The organism is Litoreibacter arenae DSM 19593 (genome assembly GCF_000442275.2).
Lineage (GTDB): Bacteria > Pseudomonadota > Alphaproteobacteria > Rhodobacterales > Rhodobacteraceae > Litoreibacter > Litoreibacter arenae.
Window position 1 is genome coordinate 38,877 of the sequence record NZ_KE557312.1, and the last position, 20,456, is coordinate 59,332.

Here is a 20,456-nt window from a genome sequence, read left to right on the forward strand (position 1 = left end):
CAGGGATCTGAGTCCTACCCGAGGTTGCGCGGAACATGTTAGGCCCTATATGCGTTCACTAGCTTCACGCCATGTGAATGCGGGAAAACGACTCCCAAAGGATCAGACTGATGAGCAAAGACACCGGCGCAACGCCGACCGACGGCGCACCAAACACGCTGGAGTTTGAAGACGACAAGGGCGCGTCACGTTCGACGTGGATCGCAGGTGCGCTTGTCATAGCAATCGTTGCATGGATGGGCAGTGGTTTCATTTTTCCGTCCGCCGAAGACGAGCAAGCCCCTGCACGGGAGGACGTCAAGCCGGTTTCCGTTGCCGTTAGCAGCTCCACCGCCGAAACGGTCACGCAGTTCTACCGCGCCGAGGGGCAGGCGCTGCCAGACCGCGATACCATGATGCGGGCCGAGACGTCGGGCGACGTCATGGAGGTGCTGGTTAGGAAAGGGCAGGATGTAGAAGCAGGGGCGATTATCGCCCGGCTCGACCCGACCAATAACAAAGCCGACCTGAACCGCGCGCAGGAAGAACTGGCGCGCGCGCAGCGCGAGTTTGACAATGCCGAGCAACTGCTTGATCGCGGCGTCGCCACCGCCGACCGTGTCGCGCAGGCTCGTGCGGCACTGGCGTCCGCACAGGCACAAGTTACCGCAGCGGAGCAAGCGGCAGAGGCGCTCACGATCACTGCACCGTTTGCCGGACGGATCGAGACACTTGATCTGGACGAAGGCGAGTTCGTATCGGCAGGGGCGAACGTCGGGCGTCTGGTCGACATCACTCCGCTGACCGTGGCCATTCAGGTGCCGCAGCAATCTCTCACACGGATCAAGAAAGGCCAACCTGCGACTGTGCGTTTCATCACAGGTGAGGAACGCGAAGGCACGGTCGTCTTCGTCGGCACCTCCGCCGCCGCCGAGACGCGCACCTTTCTGGCCGAGGTCGAGGTTTCCAACGAAGATCGCGCAATCCCTGCGGGGATTTCGGCACAGGTCGTGATCCCGACGGGTGAGACGACGGCGCATTTCCTGTCGCCCTCCATCGTGTCGCTGAACACGGCGGGCGCCCTCGGTGTCAAAACGGTGAACGAAGACGATGTGGTTGAGTTTTTTCCCATCGAGGTGGTGAAGGCGCAAATTGACGGCATCTGGGTGACCGGCCTGCCGGAAAAGGCTGACGTTATCACGGTCGGGCAGGGGTTTGTGGATGAGGGCGAGACCGTTGCGCCGAGTGCGGGCGAGACCAACTGATGGACAAGCTTATCTCCGCTGCGTTTTCGCGGTCCCGTGTCGTCGTTATGGCGCTTTTCATGGTGCTGTCGGTCGGTGCTTTCGCGTATATCTCCATCCCCAAGGAATCCACGCCGGAAATCCCGCTACCGTTCTTCTACGTGTCGACGGGGCTTGACGGGATCAGCCCGGCCGATGCCGAACGCCTGTTACTTGAACCTCTGGAGACCGAGTTCGCGTCTATCGCGGGGCTTGAAAGCCTCAAGTCTGATGCTGCCGAAGGGTTTGCCAGCCTACAGTTGGAGTTCAGCCCCGGATTTGACAGCGATGAAGCGCTCGACAAGGTGCGCGAGGCCGTTGACCGCGCCGAGAGCGATTTGCCCGATGACGCCTATGACGTAACCGTCATCGAGATCAACACCGCGCTTTTCCCGATCATTACCGCAATCCTGTCGGGGCCTGTGCCGGAGCGCACATTGAACGATCTGGCAGAGCGTTTGCAGGAAGAGGTCGAAGGCCTGCCAGGCGTGCTAGAGGTCGACATTGGCGGGCAGCGCTTCGAGTTTCTGGAAGTCCTGATCGACCCGACGGTATTCGAGACCTACAACCTGTCGTTTGACGAACTTATCGGCCAGATCCAGCGCAACAACCGCCTGATTGCAGCAGGTGCCATCGAGACCGGGTCCGGTCGCGTCGTGCTGAAGGTGCCGGGCCTGATCGAGAATCTGGAAGACGTGATGGCGATGCCCGTGAAGGTGCGCGGCAATGCGGTCGTGACGTTCGGGGACATCGCCACGATCCGGCGCGCCTTCGAGGATCCAGACTCCTTCGCGCGGATCAACGGCCAGCCTGCACTTGCGCTTGAGGTGACGAAGCGGTCGGGCTCCAACATCATCGAGACGGTGGCGGAGGTCAAAGCGCTGATCAACGAGGTGCAGTCCGAGTGGCCGGAGAGCATCGAGATCACCTACCTGCAAGACCAGAGCAAGCAGGTCAAAGACCTGCTCAGCGACCTGGAAGCCAACGTCATGGCGGCGGTCATTCTGGTGATGATCGTGATCGTTCTGGCGCTTGGGACGCGGTCGGCGGTGCTTGTGGGCCTGTCGATCCCGGGCGCATTCCTGTCGGGTGTGATCGCGCTTTGGGTGATGGGCTACACGATGAACATCGTGGTGCTGTTCTCGCTGATCCTTGTGGTGGGCATGCTGGTGGACGGGGCGATCGTGACGACCGAGCTGGCCGACCGCAAGTTACAGGAAGGGGCGCCTCCGAAAGAGGCCTATGCTTTCGCCGCCAAGCGCATGTCGTGGCCGATCATCGCCTCCACCGCCACCACGCTGAGCGTGTTCTTCCCGCTGCTGTTCTGGTCCGGCATGGTGGGGGAGTTTATGAAATACTTGCCCACCACCGTGATCTTGACGCTGACCGCGTCATTATTCATGGCGCTGGTGTTCATCCCCGTCGTCGGCGGGCTGATTGGCAAGAGGCAGCCCCAGACAGCGCGCGCCAAAGCGGCCCTGCACGCGGCAGAGGCTGGCGATCCGCGCACGATGGGCGGGTTCACCGGCGGTTATGTTCGGCTGCTTGAATGGGCCGTGTTGCGACCGGTGACGACCTTGCTGTTCGCCATTGCATTGCTGCTGGGTGCTTTCGGGCTCTACGGCCAGTTCGGCAAGGGGATCAGCTTTTTCCCCTCGGTGGAGCCTGATTTTATGCAGGTGCAGATCCGCGCTCGTGACAATTTCTCGATCTTCGAGCGGGACGCTTTGGTGCGGGCGGCCGAGGAGCGACTGCTAAACTTTGACGAGATCGCCAGCGTCTACGCGCGCTCCACCATGAGCGCGGGGCAGGGTGACGAGGAAACCATCGGCACATTGCAGCTGGAACTTACGCCGTGGGACACGCGCCGGACCGCTGAGGAAATCGGCGTCGACATCCGACAAAGCGTATCAGACATCGCGGGTATCGACGTTCAGGTGCAGACGGAAAGCGGTGGCCCGACCCAGGGCAAGCCGGTCAATTTGCAGATCACCGCGAAAGACCCTGAAAAGCAGGCGAAAGCCGTTCAGCAGATCAGGGACATTATGGATCGTCTTGGCGGCTTTACGGACGTCACCGACACCCGCCCGGTTCCCGGCGTTGAGGTCTCGATTCTCGTGAACCGCGCGGAAGCTGCCCGTTTCGGGGCGGATGTGAGCCTGCTGGGGCAAGCCGTGCAACTGCTGACGCAGGGGATCACGGTGGCGGATTACCGTCCGGAGGACGTCGACGGCTCTCTCGACATCAAGGTGAGGTTCCCCAAGGAGGACCGGTCGCTGGCAGAGTTGGGCAGCCTGCGGGTCCCGACCGCGGCCGGATTGGTGCCGATATCCAACTTCGTCACCTTCGAGCCGACCGAACGCACGGGTGTCATCCGCCGCATAGACGAAAAGCGCGTGACCACTATTGAGGCCAACGTTGCACCGGGCTTGCTTGTCAACGATCAGGTCGTTGCCCTGACCGCCGCATTGGAGCGCGCGGACCTGCCGGAGGGCGTCGAGTATAATTTCGCCGGAGAGGCAGAGGACCAACAGGAAAGCATGAACTTTCTGATCGGTGCCTTCATCACGGCGGTCTTTCTGATGTTCGTAATCCTCGTTTTGCAGTTCAACAGCTTCTATCAGGCGTTTGTGGTGATGAGCGCGATCATATTCTCCATCGCGGGTGTGCTGCTGGGGCTGATCGTTACAGGTCGACCGTTTGGCGTCGTCATGGGCGGGATCGGTGTCATCGCGCTTGCTGGCATCGTGGTGAACAACAACATCGTGTTGATCGACACATATAACGACCTCAAGAATGCCGGTCAGTCACCTTTGGAAGCTGCATTGCGCACCGGTGCGCAGCGCTTGCGACCTGTTGTTCTGACTTCGGTGACGACAGCGCTAGGGCTTATGCCGATGGTGATCGGAGTTAACCTGAATTTCTTCACCCGGGATATCGTATACGGCGCACCCTCGACGCAATGGTGGACCGAGCTATCGTCAGCTATCGCCGGTGGGTTGGTCGTGGCGACGATCCTGACGCTGGTGGTAACCCCGGCCATGCTGATGTTGGCCGAGCGTAACCGCCACGAGAGCGCAAACAGCAAGGCGTGATCAGTCGGTTTTCGCAGCCTGCCGCACCACGCCCGCAGCCTCAATGGTCAGACCTTCCACCGTTACTGTTTGGTCGGTATAGTTGAACCAGAACCGCTCCGCCCCGCAGTCGCGGAGACGGACACCGTCAGGCAGGTCCAGTGTCGGGACGCCCGCCTGTTCGCAGGCGCTACCGATAACTCGCCGCAACGCTTCTTGGTCGAGCCATCCTCCGACATAGGAAATCGCGCCGTTTGTCATCACCACCGGCTCTCCCGTGTCCGTTTGCTCGACGGTTGTGGCAGATCCCTCCAACACATCGCGGTAAAGCTGGATATGACCGCCCGACGCCAAGGCGATAGACATGTCCGGGCGCAGGCTTTCGACATAGCTTACGGTTACGTCCAGCCCCGGCATGTTCGGGGGCAAGGGAACGGGGATCGCCATATCCGCATCCCGCGCGCCGCTGCGCGGGCCAAGCAACACCTGCGTGCCGGATTGGGTCAACGCGGCTTTCAGGTCGTCGGACATATGCATGAGACCCGGCGCGGCGATGACGCTGTAGCCAGTGAAGTCGCGTGTGCTGGCAGGCGTTATATCGACCGACAGTCCGAGGCTGCGCATGGCCCGATAGGTATCGAAAACCAACCCGAAGTAACTCAGCCCGTTGCCATGGGGCTGGGTGGTCCACGCGAAGTCGGCGGCGTAGTCGAAGATCAGGGCAACGGGAGCGGCGGCATGCATCACGTGCGGCGCCTCAGTAAGCTCTTCTGCCACGCGCCGTGCCTCCGCCATTGCTGGCGCATCCTCGCTGTCGGGGCGCAGCAACCCCGCGTGCATTTGCTCTTGCGCGAAGGGCGCTTGCCGCCATCGGAAATAGCACACAGCCTCCGCCCCGTGGGCAAAAGCCTCCCACGTCCACAAGCGGACCATGCCGGGCAGCGGGGCAGGGTTGTATGGCGCCCAGTTCACAGGGCCGGGCTGTTGTTCCATCACCCACCAGCGCCCGCGTCCTACCGCGCGGTAAAGGTCGTGATGAAACGCCTGAAAGTCGGGGTCGCCCTGTCGGGCATATTTGCGCTGCCGCTCCGCATCCGCGCCCACGCGGTCCTCCAGAAAGCCCAGCGGGTAGCTGTCCCATGTGGCGATATCAAGATCTGCGCCGACGTCGAAATGGTCGAAATCCGTGATGCGCCCCATGTAATTATGCGAGATCGGAGCCTCGGTATGCGCGCGTAGAATGTCTACCTGAAGCCGGTTGAACGCGACCACCTGATCCGAGCTGAACCGCCGGAAGGCGAGGCTGTGGGACGGGTTCGGCTCTGTCACGGTCAGGTTTGGCAGGTCGATCTGGTCGAAGTTGTCATATTCCATGGACCAGAACACATTGCCCCACGCCTTGTTGAGTGCGGTGATGTCGCCGTCATTGCCATAGCCGGGGTAGCGCTTGCGCAGCCAGCCCTGAAATGCCCGCCGCGCTGCGTCGCTATACGAAATGGTCGTATCGTGGCATCCGTACTCGTTGTCAGTTTGCCATGCCGCAACATGGCGGGTCGCACCGTAGCGTCGAGCGAGTTCGGTGACGATGCGCGCGCATTCGACCTTGTAGCCTTCGTGGCTGAAACAGTAGTGCCGACGCGCGCCGAACTTACGGGATCGACCTTCGGCATCGACCGCCAGCATGTCGGGGTGGCGATCCACGAGCCAGCGGGGCGGGGTGGCTGTAGGCGTGCCGAGCACGACCTTTAGACCAGCATTTCCCAGCACGTCTATGGCATCGTCGAGCCAGTCGAAGGAATACTGGCCGGGGGCTGGCTCCAGACGGCTCCACGCGAATTCCCCGATCCGCACCCAGGTTAGCCCCGCCTCCGCCATGCGGCGGGCGTCTTGCTCCCAGATATCGCGGGGCCAGTGCTCGGGATAGTAGCAGGTGCCAAGAGTGCGCTTGAGTGTGCTCATAGGAGGATCTGATGCTCCTCTTGCCCCTTTACGGGAAGATCGATGCAGAAAGTGCGCCCCGCGTCGGTCTCGCCGACGCCATCGGCTGCGGAGGTGATGAACAAGGTCGACAAGTCCGCACCGCCGAATGACGGGCAGGTGATTTGGCTGGCGGGCAAGTCGATGGTCGACATCAGAGAGCCGTCGGGACCGTGCCGCGCCACACGCGATGCGCCCCATTGGGCGAGCCACATACAGCCGTCGCTGTCGATTACCGCGCCGTCCGGGTTCAACGCATCCGGGTTCAGATCGAGGAACAGGTCGGGTGCGCCATCTGGCCAGCCGTCGTCGTCGAGCCGCTGGCGCATGACCTTTCGGGTCGGGGTGTCGGTGAAATAGGCGTAGCGCTTGTCGGGTGAAAAACAGATCGCATTGGAGATCGAGACGGGCGCGTAGAGTTTGCGCAGCTGCCCACGGTAGAAGCGGTAGATCACCCCCAGTTCCGGCTCCTGCTGCTTGCCCATAGTGCCGATCCAGAATCCGCCCCAAGGATCGGCGCGCCCATCATTGGAGCGCGTGCGCGGATCGTCCGCCTCAAGTTTGACCACATCGGAGCGGTCGCCAGTGGCTATATCGAAACGGAACAGCGCTGTCTCGGAGGCTATCAGCAGCGTGTCGTGATCGACCCAGCCAGCCGCCGAGACATGTTCGTCAAATTGCCAGTCCTGCGCGTTATCGCCATCACGGGTGAGCAGGCGCTTTCCTAGGATGTCAAACCAGAACAGTTGATTGCGCAATGGGTGCCAAAGTGGGCCTTCGCCGAGGGTGCATTTGCGCCCATCAAAGGTATCTACTGCGCTCATGGTCGGGCCACATCATAGGCCGCGACGATCCGGGTGGCGCGGGTGGCAACCTCGTCGACCGAGAAGCCCGGCTTGTAAAGACCCGTGCCGATGCCAAACCCTGTGACACCGGCTGCGAACCAGTCGGCGAAATTCTCGGGCCCGACGCCGCCAACCGCATAGGTTTCAGTCCCAGTAGGAAGAACCGCCCTGAACGCCCTCAGCCCGTCAGTGCCGATCAGCGAGGAAGGGAACAATTTCAACCCGTCCGCACCCGCCCCCAGAGCGGCGAAGCACTCGGTGGGCGTCATAATGCCGGGATATGAGAACAGACCAGCAGTCTTGGTTGCCGCGATCACGTCGGTGTTGGCGTTGGGCGACACAATCATCGTGCCGCCTGCTGACGCGACATCTGCCACATCGTCAGTGGTCAGGACGGTTCCCGCGCCGATCATCGCGTCTTTGCTGAACGCTTCGGCCATGGTCGCGATACTCTTCAACGGCTCTGGCGAGTTCAGTGGCACTTCGATCCGGTTAATGCCGGCCTCGATCAGCGCGGCACAAACTGCCTTGGCCTCATCAGGGCGGATACCGCGGAGGATGGCGATGATATTTCGGCTCATGTCGTGACTTCCTTCAGAGAATGATGGGCGGCGATCAGGCCGCTCAGCGTCATGTCCTCGACTTCGGCGAGGGTGATGCTCAGCCCTTGGGCTTCCAGACCTGTCCGATACAGTCCCGCCAGCGTGCTGGCCCCTATGATAGCGACATTCTGGCCCAGCCAATAGGGTCGCGCGGCGGCGAGTTCCGCACCGATCAGCAGGCCCGACAGGCGGGACCGCGCCGCCGCAGCACCGAGATCAGCCACCAAGGACGCGGCGCGCAAGCCGAACAGTTGCGAAGCAAGCGCTTGCGGATGCGCCATGGCGTCGGCAAGCGAAGCCGCGAACGTATCCGCGTCGAAGGCGTCGGTGGTCACGCTGTGGCGCAGCACGGACTGCTCCGAGAATAGCGCGAAGGCCTCCCCCGTCATGAAGGTCTGGAAGTTGACGATTTCGCCCGCGCTGATACGCGCCCATTTGGTGTGCGTGCCGGGCAGACAGATTACGCCGTCGAAGTCTGGATTGCGGTGCAGGAAGCCTGCTATCTGCGTTTCCTCGCCGCGCATGACGTCTGGCGGGCTTAATTGTTTCACCCCCGGAAGAATGAACACAGAGACGCGCGGATCTTGAGCTGCCACGCGGGTGGCCACTTTGCCGTCGGGGGGCAGGCAAGGGGCGGTGGCATAGGCGGCCTCCGCCCAACCTTGCCGGGAGCCGACCATGCCGCAGCATATGACCGGCAATGCAGTTTCAGATGTCAGGTAGGGCGCGATCAAGGCCAGCAGCGCCGCCTCGAAACCGTCACGCTCCAGCACGCCCATGCCTTGATCGGAGGTATGGCTGGCAATGACGCGGTCGTCCGCATCCATCGCCCAAACCCGCAAGTTGGATGTGCCCCAGTCGACCGCTATCCAGGCCGCAGCCGCCATCAGCCTGTCACCACGACGCCGCCATCGACGACCAGAGCCTGCCCCGTCATCATGCGGCTGGTGTTTGATGCCAAGAACAGCACCGCGTCGACCATGTCTTGAGGGGCGAGCGTGTCCTTGAGGCATTGACGGGCGACATGGGCCTCCAGCGCCTCGGGGGTTACCCATAGCTCCTTTTGCTTATCGGTCAGCACCCAGCCGGGGGCGAGCGCGTTGACCCTTATTTTGTCAGGGCCAAACTCACGGGCCAAGCTGCGGGTCATTCCGTTGATGCCGGAATTCGCGGTGGTGTAGGCGGGATAGCCTGCGTTGCCCATCATGTAGCTGATGGACGAGAAGTTGATGATGGAGCCACCACCTGCCTTGCGCATACCGTCGATAACCGCCTGACACGCAAAGAAATACGCTTTCAGGTTGATCGCCATCGACCAGTCCCAGAACGCCTCGTCCACCTCCTCGGTACTGTGGCGCTTGTCGTTTGCGGCGTTGTTGACCAGCACCGTCACGGGGCCATGGGCATCACTCGCCTCTTTGATGCAGCTTTGCAGGCGCGGGATGTCGGTGATGTCGCATTGCAAAAACAGCGGGCGGGTGCCGTGCTTCTGCTCCATCTCGTCGGCAAAATCCGTGGCGTCGGAGCGTTGCACGAACGCGACCTTCGCACCCTGCGCCATCAGGCCGTCGGTCAGGGACGCGCCGATGCCGGAGCCGCCGCCTGTGACAAACACAGACGCCCCGTCGAGATCGTGGAAAGTAGCGGTCTTTGTCATAGGAGCGTTCCTTCGATGACCCACATCGTTTCAGGGAAGGACCATGGCAGGGTCAGGCCATGGCTCATCAGATAAGCGCCACTTAGCACCAGCGGGCCGGATTTGAGGGCGGGATCACCGCGTGACAGACCGACCGCATCGCCGCGGTTTATAAGCTCCACGCGATACTTGGCGTCCGGCGTCAGCCGCGTCAGGCGCAGCGGGCGGGGGGCGATTTGGGCGCTGGTATCGGCCTTGCCCGCGAACACCACGAACCTGTCGCCTCCTTCCGCCAGTTGCTGCTCTGCGATGACCGCCGGATCGGCGCTGTCGAGGCGCAGGATATCGGCGCGGTACATCCAGTCGCGGTTGGCTTTCCACCACGTCGTGACCTCGGTCAGCACCCCGGCCTCTTCGTCCGTCAGCTCGCGCGGGTCCATCTCGAAGCCCATATGCCGCTGGGCCGCGATCCACGCTCGGAAACGGATATCCAGCACCCGCCCCGATGTGTGGCATTTGCGCGGGCCGACATGGCTGCCGGTGACCGCCAAAGGCAGGAAAATCGCCGCGTTGTGCTGCATGCGTAGCCGCTCCAACGCGTCGTTGCTGTCTGAGAGCCAAACGCGATGCGTGCGCTTGAGGATGCCGAAGTCGATCCGCCCGCCGCCAGAGGCGCAGCTTTCAATTTCGACATGCGGGAAGTCCTGCCGCAATTGGTCTATCAGCATGTATGAGCCGCGTGTTTGCGCGGCGTCGGGCATGGGCAGAACGCGGTTGTGGTCCCATTTGATGTAGTCGATCGGATTGTCTCGCAGCACCTTGCTCATGCGGTCCAGCAGAAACGCACGGACCTCGGGCAAGGCCATGTTTAGAGCCTTCTGGTTGCGGCCCAGAATCTGATCCTCGCCGCCAAATGCCCAGTCAGGGTGGGCTCGGTAGATATCACTGTCGGGGTTGATCATCTCTGGCTCGAACCAGATGCCGAAGGTCATGCCCAGATCGTGGACATGGTCGATCAGCGGCTTCAAGCCGTTGGGATATTTGCGCGGGTCCACCTCCCAATCGCTGAGCGCGCGCGTGTCATCGTCGCGACCGCCGAACCAGCCGTCATCAAGCACGAAGCGCTCCGCCCCCAAGGCGGCGACGCGTGTGGCTATGTCTTTGAGCTGCGGTAGTTTGTGGTCAAAATAGACCGCTTCCCAACAGTTGAAATGCACTGGGCGCGGTCGGTCGGGGTCGGGGAATTGCACGATTTGATCCCGCAGGTGCCGTTGGAAGGCAACCGCACAGCCGTTGATGCCATCGTCCGAGAACATCGCGTAAAGCGGTGCGGTCTGGAAGCGCGTTTGCGGCGCGCCTTCGACCCGTGCGGCGTGACCGAACTGGATCTGGCGGCGGCCGTCGGGCAGCTCTTCGGCGACCATGCGGTGCCCGCCGGACCAGCCGTAATGGAACGCATAGGCGTGGCCTTGCCCGTTGGTCGCCCCCCGACAGGGGACGATAAGGCCGGGAAAATGCTCGTGCCCCGTGCGACCCGTGCGGTTCTCGCGGTAACGGATTCCGGCGGACCACGGCGTGCGGTTCAACTGGAATTCGCCACACCAGCGTCCGGCCACGTCGATCATCTCGTCCGACATTTGCGGCGCAGGGAAAACCGGCGCGCTGAGCCAGTGCAGGTGAACGGGCTCGGACGCCTCCAGCGTCGCCTGCGCCTCGATCATGTGGGTTTGCCCGTTGATCGAGAAGCTGGCCATGTAGATCAGCCCGTTGGCCGCGTCCTCATAGGTCAGGATCAGGCTGTCCGTGTCGGTCTGGGCCTCCGAAAGGCAGAACTTCGGCAGCAGCGGCGTTCCGTCCTTGGCGCGTAGGATCAGGCCCGGCTGGCCGGGGAAGGTGCGCGTCGCTTCGGGACATAGCGACAGTTCCGGGTTGGCATCCAGCATGCCGCCAGTCACGTCGATGGCGTAGGCGCGGTAGAGTGTCGTGAGGTCTTCGTCGTCGGGCAACCTCGGACCCCAATAGACCACCTCTGCGAGGCGGTCTTTCTGGGACGCGAGGACCAGTGATTGACGTCCGTCGTCGAGCCGCCAGCTTTGGATCATTTGACGGCTCCGAGGGTCAGGCCTGCGATGAAGTGCTTTTGCATCAGGAAGAACATCGCCACCGGCGGCAGGGCCGCGACGATCGCGCCCGCACTCATCAGGTGATATGCCGCGCGATACTGCGCGTTGAACGAGGTTATCCCCGCTGTGACCGGCTGCGATTCCGCGCCTTGGGTCAGCACCACTGCCCAGAAATAGTCGTTCCAGATGAAGGTGAAGATCAACACCATCAGCGCCGCGATTGCGGGCTTCATCAATGGCAGGACCACGTAGACGAAAATCCGCCATTCGGCCACGCCCTCGACCCGTGCGGCCTCGATCAGCGCGAAGGGCAGGCCCTTGATGAAGTTGCGCATGAACAGCGTGCAGAACCCCGTCTGGAAGGCGATGTGGAACAGCACGAGGCCGGTCTTCGTGTTGTAGAGGCCGAGGTCCAGCGTCAGGTCGCGCACCGGCACCATCAGAATCTGGAAGGGCACGAAGTTGCCCGCCACGAACATGAAGAACAGCCACAGGTTCGCCTTGAACTTGTAGATGCCAAGCGCGAAACCCGCCATGCAGGACAACGCCACCGCGCCGATGGCCGTAGGAACCGTGATCAGGATCGAGTTCAACAGATAGCGCGGCATGTCGGACTCGAAGAACACCTTGCCGTAGTTTTCCCAGCCGCCGAACTGAGACGGCAGGTTCCAGTAGTCACCGGTGGAAAAGTCCGCAGCGGGCTTGACCGAGAACAGAGCTACGGCGATCAGCGGTAGTAGCCACAGGATCAGCGCTACTGGTAACATCGACTGGTAGCCGATCTGGACTGAGCGGGATGATTTCTCAATAGGTTTCGGAAACATCTCAGTGCCCCCTCTCTTCTTTGTACATCGAGTAGAGGAAATACGCGATAAAGCAGAGCATGATCAGGAACAGCACGACGGCAATAGCGGCGCCATAGCCCATGCGGAACCCGTATTCGGACAGCGCGACCTCGAACATGTAGAAGCTGAGCACGCGGCTTTCTCCGAACGGCCCGCCATTGGTCATGATCGAGATCAGGTCGAACGAGCGCAGCGCACCCACAATGGTCACGACGAAGGCAATGAAAGTGGCGGGCTTCAACTGCGGCACGATCACATACCAGAGCATTTTCCAGCCCTTCGCGCCGTCAAGTCGCGCGGCCTCGACTTGCTCGGGGTCAACCGCGTTCAAACCCGTCAGGTATAGGATCATGCAATAAGCAGTCTGCGGCCACAGCCCTGCGGCGATGATGCCGTAGGTCACGTAGGTCGGGTCACCCAGCACGTTGACCGGCCCAAGGCCGACGACGCCGAGGATAGAGTTAAGCAGGCCGAAGGTCGGGTCATAGAACCACGTGAACACAAGGCCTACGACCACCTGACTAATCACGAACGGGAAGAAGAACAGCGACTTGTAGATGCGGATGCCGGTCACGGTCTGGTTGAGAAACAGCGCGATGAACAGACCCGCGGGGATTGCCAGCAGATATAGAACCAGCCAGATCAGGTTGTTCTTGAGAGAGGTGTAGAAGGCGGGGTCGTCCCACAATTCCTGATAATTGCTCAGACCGACATATTCCTTCTCGCCCAGCCCGTCCCATTGATAGGCAGAGATGTTGAAACTCTGGATGATCGGGAAGATCACGTAGACGAGGAAAAACAGGATCGCCGGGATCAGGAACAGCCATGGCGTCACGCCGATCTCGTTGCGCTTGTACCATGATCGTCTTGGCTGATCCGGCGATGTCGGAGGGACTGCGGTGGTCGTCATAGGAACCTCGCTCAAATGGCACGCCAAATAGCAGCAGGCGCAGATCGGTTGGGCAATTCAGACGGTGGTGTCGGGGGCAGACCGGCGGCCCGCCCCCGATAAACGCTATTTGTAGATACGGCCGCGGGCCTTTTCCAAGCGTGCAAGGATGGCGTCCAGGTTGTCCGGACGCACCATGAATTCCTGCAAGCCTTCCATGGCAACTTTTGCCATTTCAGCGGGAAAATCACGGTCGAAGAATTGTGCCACGCCACCGGGCGAGTTGGACGACAGCATCTCGAAGCCCTCGTTCAGGAACTTGTCGTCATCGACGGAAGATTTCGCGTTGACCGGCAACTGACCCAAGGCATCGCCTGCGTTGATCGTGGTCTGAACCTCGGGCGAGACCATGTAGCGCAGGAACGCACGGGCGTTGTCCTTGTTGCTGGCACCGGACGGGATGTGGAACGTGTCGGTCGGTGCATCTTCGGCCAGTTCAACGTCAGGGTTGATCACCGGGAATTGGTAGAAATCCAACTGGTCATCGGTCAGGCCAGCCTCGCGCAGCGGCGCGACGGCGAAGTTACCGATCAGATAGGAGGCAGCATCACCCTGCACCATGAAGGGCAGCGCTTCCTGCCAACTGTAGGATTGGTGGTTCTCGAGGAAGCCGCCCATGTCGATCAGCTCACGCCATTTGGCGAAGGTCTCGCGCACGCGCTCGTCTTCCCAGCTGATCTCGCCATTGGCGAGTTGCATGTGGAAATCGAAGCCGTTGGTGCGCAGGTTCAGGTAGTCGAACCAGCCGCCAGCCGTCCAAAGGAACTTGGAGCCAATCGCGTAGCAGGCGCGGCCCGACTCAACGATCTTGGCGCAGTTGGCTTTTTCTTCTTCCCAGTTGGCAGGCTCGGACAAGCCCAACTCGTCAAAGATGTCTTTGCGGTAGTAAATGCCCCATTGGTAGTAGGTATATGGAACGCCCCACTGCTTGCCGTCGATGGTCATCGCACCCTTGGTCGAGGCAAGGTTTTCTGCGATTTCCGGCTCTGCCCACAGGTCGGACACATCTTCAAACAGACCTGCCTCCACATACGGCTTCATCCGGTTCGCGGCATACCAGTTGGCGACGTCCGGTGAATTGGCGGTCAGGAAGTTGCGGATCTGGGTTTTGTAGGCCTCGCGGTCGATGATCGTAGTCTCGATGTTGAGGTCCGGGTTCATCTCGCCAAACTTGGCGATGGCACTTTCCATCGTAGCGCGGGGTGCGGGGTTTGATGTGTCGAGGAAGATCTTGAGATCTCCCGTCAGCTCTTGCGCGGATACGCCGGTCGTCAGCATGGCGGCCGTCGATAGCGCCAGCATCGGCGCCTTGTAAGTGAAACGCATGGTGTCCTCCCTTTGTGTTTCAAATAGTGAAATCATGATTTATATATTGAAACCGAACCACGAGTCGGCTAGCTTTGTCAATAGGGACCTCGCCGGCTCATGCCCGGTCAGGATGGAGGAGGAACCAGAATGCAAGGCACGCAAACGGCCAGCGGAACCGTGAAGAAAGCGCTATGCGTGCTGGATCAGGCGGCCTCTTTCGGGCGACCGGTGCGGTTCAACGAGCTTCTGGAAAACTCGCCATACCCGAAGGGCACGCTTTACCGGATGCTGCAAACGCTGAGGTCTGAGGGGATGCTGTCATACGACGAGACCTCGCAGACCTACTCGCTGGGCATCCGCCTCGTGCGGCTGGCGCATACGGCATGGACTCAATCATCACTGGCACCTGTCGCGCGGCCGTTTCTGGATACGCTCAGCAAGTCTATAGGCGAGACGATCCACCTCGCGCAGCTTGACAACGCACAGGTCCTCTATGTCGACAAGCGCAACGCGGAGCGTCCCGTGGAGATGTTCTCGCAGGCCGGAAAGGTCGGGCCAGCCTATTGCACAGGCGTGGGTAAGGCCATGCTGGCGTTTCTGCCTGAAAAGGAGTTGCAGCAAGCGCTTGCGCAGCAGTCTTTCCACCGTTTTACGCCACAAACACTGGCCTCGACTGACGTGCTGCGCGACGAGTTGGTGAATATCCGAAAGCGCGGCTATGCGTTCGACCGCGAAGAGCACGAGCCGGGCATCATTTGCGTCGCGATACCGATCCTTACCCGAACCGAGCGTGTGATCGGTGCCATTTCCGTAACCAGCACGACCTCGCGCACCTCACTTGACCAGCTAGAGGGGCTGGCCCCCGAGATGCGGCAGGCGGCAGACGCGATCGCCGACGCAGCGGAGCATTGGAGCTTCCCTGTTCAACAGAAAACCAAAGAGACATTGGAGAGCTGAAGTCATGTCAGGTGTAACGCTACAAAACGTCATCAAGCGCTATGGCGATGTTCAGGTTATCCACGGTATCGACCTCGAGATTGAGGACGGCGAGTTTTGCGTATTCGTCGGCCCGTCAGGTTGCGGCAAGTCGACCTTGCTTCGGATGGTGGCAGGTCTTGAGGAAACCACTGAGGGCGCAATTTCCATAGGCGCGCGCGACGTGACCCGCATGGACCCGGCCGAGCGCGGTGTGGCGATGGTGTTCCAGACCTACGCGCTCTACCCGCATATGACGGTGCGCGACAATATGGGCTTTGGCCTGAAAATGAACGGCCACCCGAAAGCCGAGATTGCTGAAAAGGTGGCCGAGGCGACGCGGATATTGAAGCTCGAGGATTACCTTGACCGCAAACCGTCCGCCTTGTCCGGTGGCCAGCGCCAGCGGGTTTCCATCGGGCGCGCCATCGTGCGCGGGCCTGAGGTCTTCCTGTTCGACGAGCCACTGTCCAATCTGGATGCCGAGTTGCGCGTCGAGATGCGTGTCGAAATCGCACGCCTCCACAAGGAAATCGGCGCGACCATGATCTACGTGACCCACGATCAGGTCGAGGCCATGACACTGGCTGACAAGATCGTCGTGTTGCGTGCAGGCGTGATCGAGCAAGTCGGCGCGCCACTGGAATTGTATCGCAATCCTGACAGCAAATTCGTCGCGGGGTTTATCGGCTCTCCCGCGATGAACTTCGTTGATGGCATCAGCACTGGTGACACTATTGAGGTGCCTGATCTGCAGAGCAGCTTCAAACTTCCCCTTTTAATTCCGCCGAAAGGGACTTTGGTATCTGTGGGAATTCGCCCTGAGCACCTTGAACTGGACCCGAGCGGGGATACTCATACGGTCGATTTGACCGAGGCTTTGGGCGGCGTCTCCTACGCCTATTTGGTCTCGGACGCGGGCGACAAGATCATCGTGGAAGAACGCGGAGACGAGCGCTCGAAAGAAGGTGCGCGGGTCGGGGTGAAATTCCCGATGGACCGTGCGCTGCTGTTTGACCGTGAGACGGAAGCACGCATCCGCTAGCCGGGGCTGTGCCGTAACCATCACAAGTAATTTGCAGACCGACGTTCACGGCGCTACCTCTGGGCGGAAGCTTGGAGGAGGATTATCATGGAACTGAAGCAAGGTATGGCCGCTGTCGTGACAGGCGGCGGCTCCGGCTTGGGTGAGGCGACTGCCCGCGCGTTGGCGGGCAAGGGCGTGAAAGTCGCCATTTTCGACCGCAACGCCAAGACTGGAGAGGCCGTCGCGGCTGAGATCGGGGGCGTGTTTTGCGAGACTGACGTCACCGACAACGACAGCATGGTTGCGGCCTTCGACAAGGCCCGCGCCGCACACGGTCAGGAACGCGTGCTGGTGTCATGCGCGGGTATCGCGCCGGGGGCCAAGACGGTGTCCAAAGGCCAACCCCATGACGCGCAGCTGTTTCGCACCGCGCTGGACGTGAACCTGTTCGGGGTCTTTTTGGCTTCTTCACTTTCGGCGGCTGGCATGTCCGAGGCCGATCCCCTGAACGACGATGGCGAGCGGGGCGTGATCATCAACACCGCGTCCATCGCGGCGTTTGACGGGCAGATGGGTCAGATCGCCTACGCCGCGTCCAAGGCTGGCATCGTCGGGATGACCTTGCCCATGGCGCGTGACCTCAGCCGGTCCGGCGTGCGCGTGATGGCGATTGCGCCGGGCTTGTTTATGACGCCCATGATGAAAGGCCTGCCGCAGGAAGTACAGGATTCGCTTGGGGGGCAGACACCGTTTCCGCCGCGCCTTGGTGATCCGGCGGAGTTCGCGGCGCTGGTCTGCTCGATCTGTGAGAACGCCATGATGAACGGCGAGGTGATCCGCCTCGATGGTGCCATCCGCATGGCGGCGCGTTAAGCGCGCCTGACCGACGCGCCTCGATTTGATCCAGGTCAACATCACTCCTCCCGTTTTGTGATATTCATAAATTAGAATATGATGCGGAAAGGAGAGACTCATGACCCTCAACTGGAAATCTGGCGGGGTGCTGCTCGGCGTAGTATTCTTCCTCGCAGTCGCGCTGGTGAAGCCGATTGGCGTCTCCACGCAGTTTGTGATCTTCGACGGGATACTTTGGAACGCCATAAATCCTGACGTCGTGACCACGACGGCTGACGGCTTTACCTCGCCCAATGCCTATCTGGCGAAATCGGGCGGGAAATATGCTGAAGCGGTCGCCAACCCGATAAATTACAGCTTTATCTTCGTGCTGGCGATGATGGTCGGCGCGGCACTCTCGGTTCTTGCGCGGGGCGGGTTGTCCCGCGAGGAACGCGCAATGCCGGAGCTATGGCGCAGCACAATCGGCGGTAGCAGTCTGAAGCGATATGCGGTCGCGTTTGTTGGTGGTTTCATCGTGCTTTATGGCGCACGTCTGGCGGGCGGATGCACGTCGGGCCATATGATGTCGGGCATGATGCAGACGGCCCTGTCCGGCTACATTTTCAGCGCCGGAGCTTTTGCCGCCGCCGTTCCTGTCGCCATGTTCATGTATAAGGAGGTTTGAGCCATGACTTCTATCATCCTCGCAATCGTAATTGGCGCGGCTTTCGGTGCCACGCTTGACCGGGTCGGCGCGACCAACCCCTCCCTGATCGGGCGCATGCTGAACCTGACCAACCTGCATTTGATGAAAACAATTCTGCTGGCCATCGGCGTCGGCTCCATCCTGATGTTTGGCGGTCAGATGATCGGCTTGGTTGATGTCGGCCACATGTCGGTAAAAGCCGCCTATATCGGCGTCTTCATTGGCGGGCTGTTGTTGGGTGGCGGCTGGGCGATGTCCGGCTATTGTCCCGGTACAGGTGTCTGCGCAGCAGCATCAGGCCGCAAGGACGCGCTGTTCTTCATCGCGGGCGGCCTGTTTGGCGCTGCGGCCTATATGGGCACCTATCCCGCTTGGAAAGCCAGTGGCATGCTGGACGACATTGCAGGCGGCAAGGTGACGCTGGGCACCGTTCCGGGCGCGTCTTACGAGGGGCTGACCGCCATCTCGGGCGACCTGCTGGGACTGGCTATCGGGGCGGTGTTCGTGCTGGTTGCCTTCGTCCTGCCGGACACCGCGTCGCGGAGTGGCGGGCAGGTTCAACCGGCGGAGTAGGCTATCCTCACCCGGCGTCGCCCTTGCGGGCTTTGGCATCCACATCCGCGATGTCCGCATCGCTGAGGCCATAGTCCCGCTTGGCGGCCGCGGCGGTGATATAGCCGCGCAGCAGGTCGCGTTTGATTAGGTCCACCGAACGCTCGACAGGGTCGCCATAGCCCGCGCCGCCGGGCAGGGCGAGCATGACCTTGTGCCCATGCGGCACGAACTGCTTGCCCTTGCCATACATCTTGGACCCGTCGTCCTGCGCGATGGTCGTGCAGGCGCCCGCCTTGCCGCCACGACGTCCGCGGGCGGGATGATCTACGCGGTCGAACATGGCTTGGAAGTCGAACTCGTGCCCCTCGCGTGCGCCGACCTCCATGTATTGCCCCAACCCGCCGCGCTGTTTGCCCGCGCCACCTGAATCGGGACGCAATTCCTTGCGCCAGATTATGACCGGTCCCGCGTGTTCCGTGGCCTCGATCGGCATGGTCATGACGCCGGACGGGAACGCGGTGGCATTCAGCCCATCATGCTCGGGACGCGCGCCGGAGCCGCCGGAGTTGAACGTCAACACCTCGGAGCGCACGGCACCCGCTGGTGCTGGCGCGTCGGTGCGGGGCCGCAAGGACACTTGGAAGTTGCACAGGCAGCCCGCACCTTCGGCGGGCACGACGCCCGGCAGGATTTTGTCCAACGCGTCGTAGACCGTATCCGGCACGAAATGTCCCACGATATGGCGCAAGGCCACCGGCGCGGGATGCACCGCGTTGACGATAGTGTTCTCCGGCGCTTCGATCTCGAACGGGGCCAGTGAGGCCGCGTTATTCGGGATCTCCGGCGCAATCGCGCATTTCAGCGCGTAGCAGGCATAGGCCTTGGCGTAGACCAACGGGCAGTTGATGCCCTTCTTGTCGACGCCCGAGGTGCCGGTGAAGTCCGATATGATCCGGTCCTCCTCGATCGTCAGTTTGACCTTCAGCGTGATTGGGGTGGCGAAGCCGTCGACCGTCATCTCGCCCTCTGCGCTGGAGCGGGGCAGGGCGGCGATACGCTCCAACGTGGCGCGGCGGGAATTGTCCAAGATAAACGCGGCGATGCCGTCCAGATCGTCCAGCCCGAACTCCTCCATCATCTCGATCAGGCGGCGGTGGCCGATCTCGTTACAGGTCGCCAGCGCATACATGTCGCCAATCAACTGATCCGGCTCGCGCACGTTGCCGCGCACGATGCGCACCAAGGTGTCGTCCACGTCGCCGCGCTCGGCAAACTTCATGATCGGGATGTAGAGCCCTTCCTCATAAACGCTGGCCGCGTCTGCCCCGAAGCCGCGCCCGCCGATATCCACTATATGCGCGGTGCAGGCGAAGAAGCCGACCAGAACGCCGTTATGGAAAGAGGGTGTCACCATCGTGATGTCGTGCAGGTGGCCGGTGCCCTCCCACGGGTCATTGGTCAGGTAGACGTCGCCTTCAAAGATGTTCTGCCGACCGATGCGCCGGATGAAATGCGCCACCGCGTCGGCCATGGCGTTCACATGCCCCGGCGTGCCGGTGATTGCCTGCGCCAGCATCCGGCCATGGGTGTCATAGACCCCCGCGGACAAATCGCCCGCTTCGCGCACGGAGGTCGAGAACGCGGTGCGCACTAGGGCTTGCGCCTGCTCTTCGACGACCGAGATCAGACGGTTCCACATGACCTGATAGGCGACGTTGGACTGCGACTGTGCCAT

General features: G+C 61.4%; 17 protein-coding genes. 7 read left to right on the forward strand and 10 right to left on the reverse strand.

Annotated features, from left to right (window positions below):
• Positions 1 to 110: 110 nt before the first annotated feature.
• Entirely contained in the window at positions 111 to 1,244 is a 1,134-nt protein-coding gene (locus THALAR_RS10360) for an efflux RND transporter periplasmic adaptor subunit (RefSeq protein ID WP_021101500.1), read from the forward strand.
• Positions 1,244 to 4,357, forward strand: coding sequence for an efflux RND transporter permease subunit (locus THALAR_RS10365; protein ID WP_021101501.1), 3,114 nt, complete (start codon positions 1,244 to 1,246; stop codon positions 4,355 to 4,357). The genes THALAR_RS10360 and THALAR_RS10365 overlap by 1 nt, the downstream gene beginning before the upstream one ends.
• On the opposite strand, the gene THALAR_RS10370 is transcribed toward THALAR_RS10365, so the two are convergent.
• From THALAR_RS10370 to THALAR_RS10410, 9 genes are all read right to left on the reverse strand, one after another.
• Entirely contained in the window at positions 4,358 to 6,295 is a 1,938-nt protein-coding gene (locus THALAR_RS10370; protein WP_021101502.1) for a beta-galactosidase, read from the reverse strand.
• Positions 6,292 to 7,137: an SMP-30/gluconolactonase/LRE family protein gene (locus THALAR_RS10375; RefSeq protein WP_021101503.1), complete on the reverse strand. Its 846-nt coding sequence runs from the start codon at positions 7,135 to 7,137 to the stop codon at positions 6,292 to 6,294. Before THALAR_RS10375 ends, THALAR_RS10370 begins: the two co-directional genes overlap by 4 nt.
• Positions 7,134 to 7,739: a 2-dehydro-3-deoxy-6-phosphogalactonate aldolase gene (locus tag THALAR_RS10380; RefSeq protein WP_021101504.1), complete on the reverse strand. Its 606-nt coding sequence runs from the start codon at positions 7,737 to 7,739 to the stop codon at positions 7,134 to 7,136. The genes THALAR_RS10375 and THALAR_RS10380 overlap by 4 nt, the downstream gene beginning before the upstream one ends.
• On the reverse strand, positions 7,736 to 8,647 hold the full coding sequence (locus THALAR_RS10385) for a 2-dehydro-3-deoxygalactonokinase (RefSeq protein WP_021101505.1): 912 nt from the start codon (positions 8,645 to 8,647) through the stop codon (positions 7,736 to 7,738). The genes THALAR_RS10380 and THALAR_RS10385 overlap by 4 nt, the downstream gene beginning before the upstream one ends.
• Positions 8,647 to 9,417 (reverse strand): SDR family NAD(P)-dependent oxidoreductase, encoded by a 771-nt coding sequence (locus THALAR_RS10390; protein ID WP_021101506.1) that lies wholly within the window; start codon positions 9,415 to 9,417, stop codon positions 8,647 to 8,649. The genes THALAR_RS10385 and THALAR_RS10390 overlap by 1 nt, the downstream gene beginning before the upstream one ends.
• Complete coding sequence (locus THALAR_RS10395) at positions 9,414 to 11,498, reverse strand: alpha-galactosidase (protein ID WP_021101507.1); 2,085 nt, start codon at positions 11,496 to 11,498, stop codon at positions 9,414 to 9,416. The genes THALAR_RS10390 and THALAR_RS10395 overlap by 4 nt, the downstream gene beginning before the upstream one ends.
• Positions 11,495 to 12,343 (reverse strand): carbohydrate ABC transporter permease, encoded by an 849-nt coding sequence (locus THALAR_RS10400; RefSeq protein ID WP_021101508.1) that lies wholly within the window; start codon positions 12,341 to 12,343, stop codon positions 11,495 to 11,497. Before THALAR_RS10400 ends, THALAR_RS10395 begins: the two co-directional genes overlap by 4 nt.
• A 1-nt stretch (position 12,344) precedes the next feature.
• Positions 12,345 to 13,274 (reverse strand): carbohydrate ABC transporter permease, encoded by a 930-nt coding sequence (locus tag THALAR_RS10405; RefSeq protein WP_021101509.1) that lies wholly within the window; start codon positions 13,272 to 13,274, stop codon positions 12,345 to 12,347.
• Positions 13,275 to 13,379: 105 nt separating this feature from the next.
• The gene (locus THALAR_RS10410) at positions 13,380 to 14,615 is read right to left on the reverse strand and encodes an ABC transporter substrate-binding protein (RefSeq protein WP_051153736.1); all 1,236 of its coding nucleotides are present in this window, start codon (positions 14,613 to 14,615) and stop codon (positions 13,380 to 13,382) included.
• 153 nt (positions 14,616 to 14,768) lie between these two features.
• On the opposite strand from THALAR_RS10410, the gene THALAR_RS10415 reads away from it, so the two are divergent.
• The 5 genes from THALAR_RS10415 (at position 14,769) to THALAR_RS10435 (ending at position 18,739) form a co-directional block, all read left to right on the forward strand.
• A complete protein-coding gene (locus tag THALAR_RS10415; RefSeq protein ID WP_021101511.1) occupies positions 14,769 to 15,578 on the forward strand; it encodes an IclR family transcriptional regulator in 810 nt (269 codons plus the stop codon).
• 4 nt (positions 15,579 to 15,582) lie between these two features.
• Positions 15,583 to 16,641, forward strand: a complete 1,059-nt coding sequence (locus THALAR_RS10420; RefSeq protein ID WP_021101512.1) for an ABC transporter ATP-binding protein — start codon at positions 15,583 to 15,585, stop codon at positions 16,639 to 16,641.
• A gap of 87 nt (positions 16,642 to 16,728) precedes the next feature.
• The gene (locus THALAR_RS10425) at positions 16,729 to 17,496 is read left to right on the forward strand and encodes an SDR family NAD(P)-dependent oxidoreductase (RefSeq protein WP_021101513.1); all 768 of its coding nucleotides are present in this window, start codon (positions 16,729 to 16,731) and stop codon (positions 17,494 to 17,496) included.
• A gap of 100 nt (positions 17,497 to 17,596) precedes the next feature.
• A complete protein-coding gene (locus THALAR_RS10430) occupies positions 17,597 to 18,145 on the forward strand; it encodes a YeeE/YedE thiosulfate transporter family protein (protein WP_021101514.1) in 549 nt (182 codons plus the stop codon).
• Between the two features lie 3 nt (positions 18,146 to 18,148).
• Positions 18,149 to 18,739, forward strand: a complete 591-nt coding sequence (locus THALAR_RS10435; protein ID WP_021101515.1) for a YeeE/YedE thiosulfate transporter family protein — start codon at positions 18,149 to 18,151, stop codon at positions 18,737 to 18,739.
• Positions 18,740 to 18,746: 7 nt separating this feature from the next.
• Here THALAR_RS10435 and THALAR_RS10440 read toward each other — a convergent pair whose 3' ends face one another.
• Complete coding sequence (locus THALAR_RS10440) at positions 18,747 to 20,456, reverse strand: hydantoinase B/oxoprolinase family protein (RefSeq protein WP_021101516.1); 1,710 nt, start codon at positions 20,454 to 20,456, stop codon at positions 18,747 to 18,749.